Annotated in this window: 6 protein-coding genes; 5 read left to right on the top strand and 1 reads right to left on the bottom strand. The window is 70.8% G+C overall.

Features of this window, described 5'->3' with window-relative positions; translation table 11 throughout:
* Positions 1-27 precede the first annotated feature (27 nt).
* Positions 28-1,548 carry a flavin-containing monooxygenase gene (locus G6019_RS13735; RefSeq protein ID WP_182612033.1) on the bottom strand — a complete coding sequence of 507 codons (1,521 nt, stop codon included), beginning with the start codon at positions 1,546-1,548 and terminating at the stop codon, positions 28-30.
* 70 nt (positions 1,549-1,618) lie between these two features.
* Between G6019_RS13735 and G6019_RS13740 the strand changes: the two genes are divergently transcribed.
* From G6019_RS13740 to G6019_RS13760, 5 genes are all read left to right on the top strand, one after another.
* Positions 1,619-2,692, top strand: coding sequence for an AraC family transcriptional regulator (locus tag G6019_RS13740; protein WP_182612034.1), 1,074 nt, complete (start codon positions 1,619-1,621; stop codon positions 2,690-2,692).
* Positions 2,693-2,730: 38 nt separating this feature from the next.
* On the top strand, positions 2,731-3,933 hold the full coding sequence (gene aroC / locus G6019_RS13745; protein ID WP_309230244.1) for a chorismate synthase: 1,203 nt from the start codon (positions 2,731-2,733) through the stop codon (positions 3,931-3,933).
* Positions 3,930-4,481 carry a shikimate kinase gene (locus tag G6019_RS13750; RefSeq protein WP_107756535.1) on the top strand — a complete coding sequence of 184 codons (552 nt, stop codon included), beginning with the start codon at positions 3,930-3,932 and terminating at the stop codon, positions 4,479-4,481. The genes aroC and G6019_RS13750 overlap by 4 nt, the downstream gene beginning before the upstream one ends.
* Before the next feature lie 46 nt (positions 4,482-4,527).
* Entirely contained in the window at positions 4,528-5,655 is a 1,128-nt protein-coding gene (aroB, locus tag G6019_RS13755) for a 3-dehydroquinate synthase (protein WP_182612035.1), read from the top strand.
* Positions 5,652-5,991, top strand: a 340-nt coding sequence (locus G6019_RS13760; protein WP_182627811.1) for an aminopeptidase P family N-terminal domain-containing protein, incomplete at its 3' end; no start/stop codon positions are given. The genes aroB and G6019_RS13760, both read left to right, overlap by 4 nt.

Raw genomic sequence — 5,991 nt, forward strand, 5'->3', positions numbered from 1 at the left:
GCGGCGGCGCCCCCGTCGCGCGGTGCCCTAACCGGCCGTCGTCGCCACGTCCGGGCGACGTGCCGTCACGGTCTCGTAGTCGGACGTGTCCGCGGTCCGGGTCCGCCGCTGGTACTCGTGGACCAGTCCGGGCCAGTTGGTGGTGACTCGTCCCGAGCCGACCCGGTACCAGGAGTCGCATCCGCTCCAGACGGAGTCGTCGAGACGCCGCATGATCTCGGCGTCGTAGGCGTCGTCGACCTCCCGGCGGACCTCGAGGGCCGCCGGCCGATCCGCCTCGGCCAGTCCCTCGACGATCTGGCGGATGTAGCGGGCCTGCTGCTCCATCATGAGGATGATCGAACTGCTCCCGAGATTGGTGTTGGGGCCGTAGACGAGAAACATGTTGGGAAAACCCTGCACGGCCATCCCGAGGTAGGCGCGGGCGCCCTCACGCCACTGCTCGTGCAGGTCCCGTCCCCCTCGCCCTCGCACGGTCATGGGTGCCAGGAACTCGGTGGCCTTGAAACCGGTGCCGTAGATGATGACGTCGGCGGGGTGCAGCTGTCCGTCCACGGTGACGATGCCGTCGGGCACGACCTCGGCGATGCCGTCGGTCACCACGTCGACGTCCGGCTGGGCGAGCGCGGGGTACCACCCGTTGCTGAACAGCATCCGCTTACACCCGATCGGCTCGGTCGGGGTGAGCGCGGCTCGCAACGCGGGATCCCTGACGGTCAGCCTGAGATTGGCTCTGGCCAGCCCGCTCAGGATCCGGGCCAGCGGCCGCGCGGAGGTCAGGGCCAGGCCGATCGCCTCGGTGGTCTCCCAGATGGCACCGCGCATCGCGGGGATCAGGCCGGGAACCCGGGCAAAGGCGGCACGGTGGGTGTCGGTGTAGGCCCGGTCCGGCTTGGGCACCACCCACGGCGCCGAGCGCTGGAAGACCGTCACATGGGAGGCGGCCTCGCGGATGCGGGGGACGAACTGGATCGCCGAGGCCCCGGTCCCGAGAACGGCGATCCGCTTGCCGGTGAGGTCGACGTCGTGACGCCACCGAGCGGAGTGGAATGACGGCCCCGCGAACGTCTGGAGCCCCGGGATGTCCGGGTAGGCCGGCCGGGACAGCTGGCCGACGGCCGGAACCAGGACGTCGGCCTCGAAGGTGTCGCCGGAGTCGGTGAGGACCGTCCACGTGGCGGTGTCCTCGTCGAAGGTCGCCGAGGTCACCTCGGTCCCCGTGCGCACCTTGTCACGGAGACCGAACCGGTCTGCGGTCTCACGGATGTAGGAGAGGATGTCGGGTTGCTCCGCGTAGCGACGGCCCCAGTCGGTCTTGCGGTGGAACGAGTACGAGTAGAGGTTCGACGGCACGTCACACGCCGCTCCCGGGTAGGTGTTGTCCCTCCACACCCCGCCCACGTCGTCGGCCTTCTCGAGGATCGTCACGTCGGCGAGGTCGCCACGGGTGAGTTCGTAGGCGACACCCAGGCCGCCGAATCCCGCGCCGATGATGAGGACCCGGGGTCGCCGTCGCGTGGTCTGCGTGGGGGAGGGGGAAGGAGTCATGATGAGACCGTATGACGCCGGCCCGGCGTGGCCACAGACTTTCCCGGCCTGATAATCCATAATTCCGGCCATGAACTCCTGGGAGGATCCCGCCGTGCCGCACTGGGACTTCCCCCGATCGGCCACCGGTATCGGTGTACTCGTCGAGGCGGGCGGCGCTCTCGGCATCGAGGCGGGGGCGATCCTGCGCGGGGTCGGGCTGAGCCCCACTGACCTGGCGAACCCCGACCTGCTGGTGGCGCCGCAGAGCGAGCTGGCCGCGATCCGCAACCTCCGGACGGCCGCGGGACACCGTCCCGCGCTCGCCGCCGAGGTCGGGTCCGCCTACCGGTTGACGACCTTCGGGATCCTCGGATACGCCCTGCTGTCCAGCCCCACACTCCGCGAGGTGATCGCCACGACACTGCGCTTCATCGACCTGAGCTACATCTTCAGCACGATCGCGGTGGAGACGACCGGGGACCGGATCGAGGCCCGCCTGGGGGGCACGACCCTTCCGGGGGACGTCCGCGAGTTCCTGGTGGACAGGGATCTCTTCGCGATCCACTCCGTTCTCGGCGACCTCGTCCCCGGCGGCCTGCCTTTCACCGAGGTCGTGTTCCGCGGTGGCCGATCCGCGCCCACCCTCGAGGCCTACGGTGAACGACTGGGGCCGGTGGCGTCGTCGTCCGAGGGCGGGGTCGGGGTCACGGCCGTATTCGACGCCGCCCACCTCGACAGTCCGCTCCCCCAGGGCAGTGCCGCCACGGTGGCGGTGGCGGAGGCGCTCTGCAGAGACCTCGCCGCCACCCGACGAAACCGCGGGCCGGTGAGCAGCCGGGTCCGCGTCGCCATCACCGGACGTCTCTCCCAGGGGGCACCCATGTCGTCGGTGGCCGCCGAACTGGGGGTGAGTCCACGGACGTTGCGGAGGCGTCTGGCGGAGGAGGGCACCTCCTACCAACGCCTGCTGGACGACGTCCGGGTCGAGTTGGCAGACCGCATGTTGGCTACCGGTCTGCTGTCCGTCGAGGACGTCGCCATCCGGTTGGGATATGCCGAGGCGTCGAGCTTCATCCACGCGTTCCGGCGACTCACCGGTACCACCCCGCACCGGGCCTCGGTCGCCTCGCGCACCCGGACGCCGGCGGCCCGGCGGGCCTGATGTGCCGGGTGGGACCCGGACGTGGGATGATCGGCGACGTGCTGAAGTGGACCACCGCCGGAGAATCGCATGGCCAGGCCCTGGTGACGATCGTCGAGGGCGTCATCGCGGGTGTCGAGGTGACGACCGACCAGATCGCGGCGCAGCTCGCCCGTCGCCGCCTGGGCTACGGCCGCGGCGCCCGGATGAAGTTCGAGGCCGACGCGGTCAGGGTGCTGGCCGGCGTCCGCCACGGTCGCACCATGGGCTCGCCCGTGGCGATCGAGGTCGGGAACACCGAGTGGCCCAAGTGGGACACGATCATGTCGGCGGATCCCATCGACCCCGATGCGATCGAGGACAAGGCCCGCGCGGCCACCCTCACCAGACCTCGCCCGGGCCACGCCGACTTCGCCGGGATGGTGAAGTACGACTTCGACGACGCCCGCATGGTTCTGGAACGCGCCAGCGCACGCGAGACCGCGGCCAGGGTCGCGGCGGGGACGGTCGCGCGGGCGGTGCTGCGTGAGGTCCTGGGCGTGGAGGTCCTCTCGCACGTGATCTCCATCGGCGCCTCCGATCCCTACACCGGGCCCGAACCCACGTTCGCCGACCTGCCGGTCATCGACGAGAGTCCCGTGCGTGCCTTCGACACCGCGAGCGGGGAATCCATGATCGCCGAGATCGAGGCCGCCAAGAAGGCCGGGGACACGCTCGGGGGCGTGGTCGAGGTGGTCGTCCACGGGCTGCCCATCGGACTCGGTTCGCACGTGTCCGGCGAGGAGCGCCTCGACGCCCAGCTTGCGGGAGCCCTCATGGGGATCCAGGCGATCAAGGGGGTCGAGGTCGGCGACGGTTTCGAGACCGCGCGTCGCCGGGGCAGCGTCGCGCACGACGAGATGGTGCGGGGCGACGACGGCGTGGAACGCCGTACCAACCGCGCGGGTGGACTCGAGGGCGGGATGACCAACGGGCAGGTCCTGCGGGTCCGCGCCGCCATGAAACCCATCTCCACGGTGCCGCGCGCGCTGAGCACCATCGACATGGCGGACGGATCCGGCGCCACCGCCATCCACCAGCGCTCCGATGTCTGCGCGGTCCCCGCCGCCGGGGTGGTCGCGGAATCCATGGTCGCGCTGGTCCTCGCACGCTCTGTCCTGCAGAAGTTCGGCGGGGACTCGGTGTCGGAGACCCGGCGCAACGCGCAAGGGTACCTCGACGCCGTGGCGGCGAGACTGGACTGGGACTCGGATCCGGCATGAACCACCCGGCACGGCCGGTCGCCGTCCTGGTGGGTCCGCCGGGTGCCGGCAAGACGACCATCGGGCGCAAGCTGGCCCGCAGGCTCGACGTTCCGTTCCGTGATGCCGATCAGATGATCGAGGAGGCCGAGGGGCGGTCGATTCCCGAGATCTTCGCGGAGGAGGGTGAACCCGCGTTCCGCGCGATCGAGGAGAGGGTCGTGGGGGAGGCGCTGGAGACCTTCAGCGGGGTCCTCTCGCTGGGGGGCGGTGCCGTGCTGTCGGCGACCACCCGCGGCCGGCTCCGCGGTCACCGCGTGATCCATCTGACGATCGGGGTGGCCGAGGGGGTGCGCAGGTCCCGGGGCGCCGGTCGCCCACTCCTCGCCGGCGGTGACGTGACGGCGCGGTACCAGGCGTTGTTGACCGAGCGGGCGCCGCTCTACCGGGAGGTCGCGTGGTCGACCGTGAGCACCGAGCGCAGGAGTTCGGGCAAGGTGGTGACGGAGATCGTCGACAGACTCGAGTCCGGTGACCCGCACGCGCGCAGCGCGGCGGACCGATCGTGAGTCCGGCGAGAAGTGAGATCAGTCGAACGATGAGCGGGAGTCCTTCATGAACCGAGACCGAGACACCACCGAGCCCGTGGTGGTGGATGTGCGGTCCGCCGCCCCCTATCCGGTGGTGATCGGCCGCGGACTGTTGCCGGAGATCCTCGAGGCGTGCTCGGAGTCGCGGAACCTGGCGATATTCCATCAGCCGCCGTTGACGCAGACCGCCGAGTTGCTGCGGGAGCAACTCGCCGCCGCCGGCGTCAACGCGCACCGCGTCGAGATCCCCGACGCGGAGGCCGGCAAGGACCTCGCCGTGGCGGGGTACTGCTGGGACGTGCTCGGCAAGATCGGGCTGGGCCGCAAGGACACCGTGGTGAGCCTGGGCGGCGGGGCGGCGACGGACCTCGCCGGATTCGTCGCCGCCACCTGGATGCGCGGGGTGCGCGTGGTGCACATCCCCACCACGCTGCTCGCCATGGTGGACGCCGCCGTGGGGGGCAAGACCGGGATCAACACCGATGCAGGCAAGAACCTGGTGGGGAGCTTCCACGAACCGGCCGCCGTCTTCGTCGACACCGCCACCCTCGAATCGGTTCCGCGCAACGAGCTGATCTCGGGCATGGCGGAGGTGGTCAAGTGCGGTTTCATCGCGGACCCGGGGATCCTCGACCTCATCGAGGCGGACCCGCAGGCCGCGCTCGACCCGACCGGGGAGACGATCGTCGACCTCATCCGACGCAGTGTCCAGGTCAAGGCCGACGTGGTGGGCCGGGACCTGAAGGAGTCCGGTCCCCGGGAGATCCTCAACTACGGTCACACACTCGGGCACGCGGTCGAGCGCCGTGAGCAGTACCGCTGGCGGCACGGGGCGGCCGTGAGCGTGGGGATGTGCTTCGTGGCGGAGCTTGCCCGGCTGGCGGGGCGTCTGGACGACGCGACGGCGGACCGACACGCGTCGATCCTGTCCTCCCTGGGGTTGCCCACCGGATACCACGATGACGCCTTCCCCCGGCTGCTCGAGCTGATGTCCGGGGACAAGAAGAACCACTCCGGATTCCTCCGGTTGGTGGTCCTCGACGGACTGGCCCGTCCGGCACGGATGGAGGCTCCCGACCCGTCCCTCATGACCGCGGCCTACGCCGCGATCTCGGAGGGTAACAAGCCCAGCGGCGGCGGGGTGCTGCTGTGAGTGACCGGCTGGCGGACCGTCGGCGCGCAGTCGCCTCCGCGACCGCGGAGGCGGGCGCTGCCGCACTCCTCGTGACCGACCCCCGGAACATCGCCTACCTGACCGGGTTCCGCGGGTCCGGGGGGGCCGTTCTGGTGGAGGACGACGGCGAGGCCGTCCTGTGCACGGATTCGCGGTACGAACTCCAGGTCGTCGAGCAGGCCCCGGATGTCGGGCACGTGATCTCGCGCGAGTACGTCGCGGGGGTTCTCGGACGTCGACGCGGACCCGCCGACGCGCCGTTGGCGGTCGAGGCGGACGCGATGACCCTGTCCGCGGCGAGCGCGCTGCGGCGGA

It is taken from the genome of Dietzia sp. DQ12-76 (assembly GCF_014145045.1).
In the GTDB taxonomy this organism is placed as follows: domain Bacteria; phylum Actinomycetota; class Actinomycetes; order Mycobacteriales; family Mycobacteriaceae; genus Dietzia.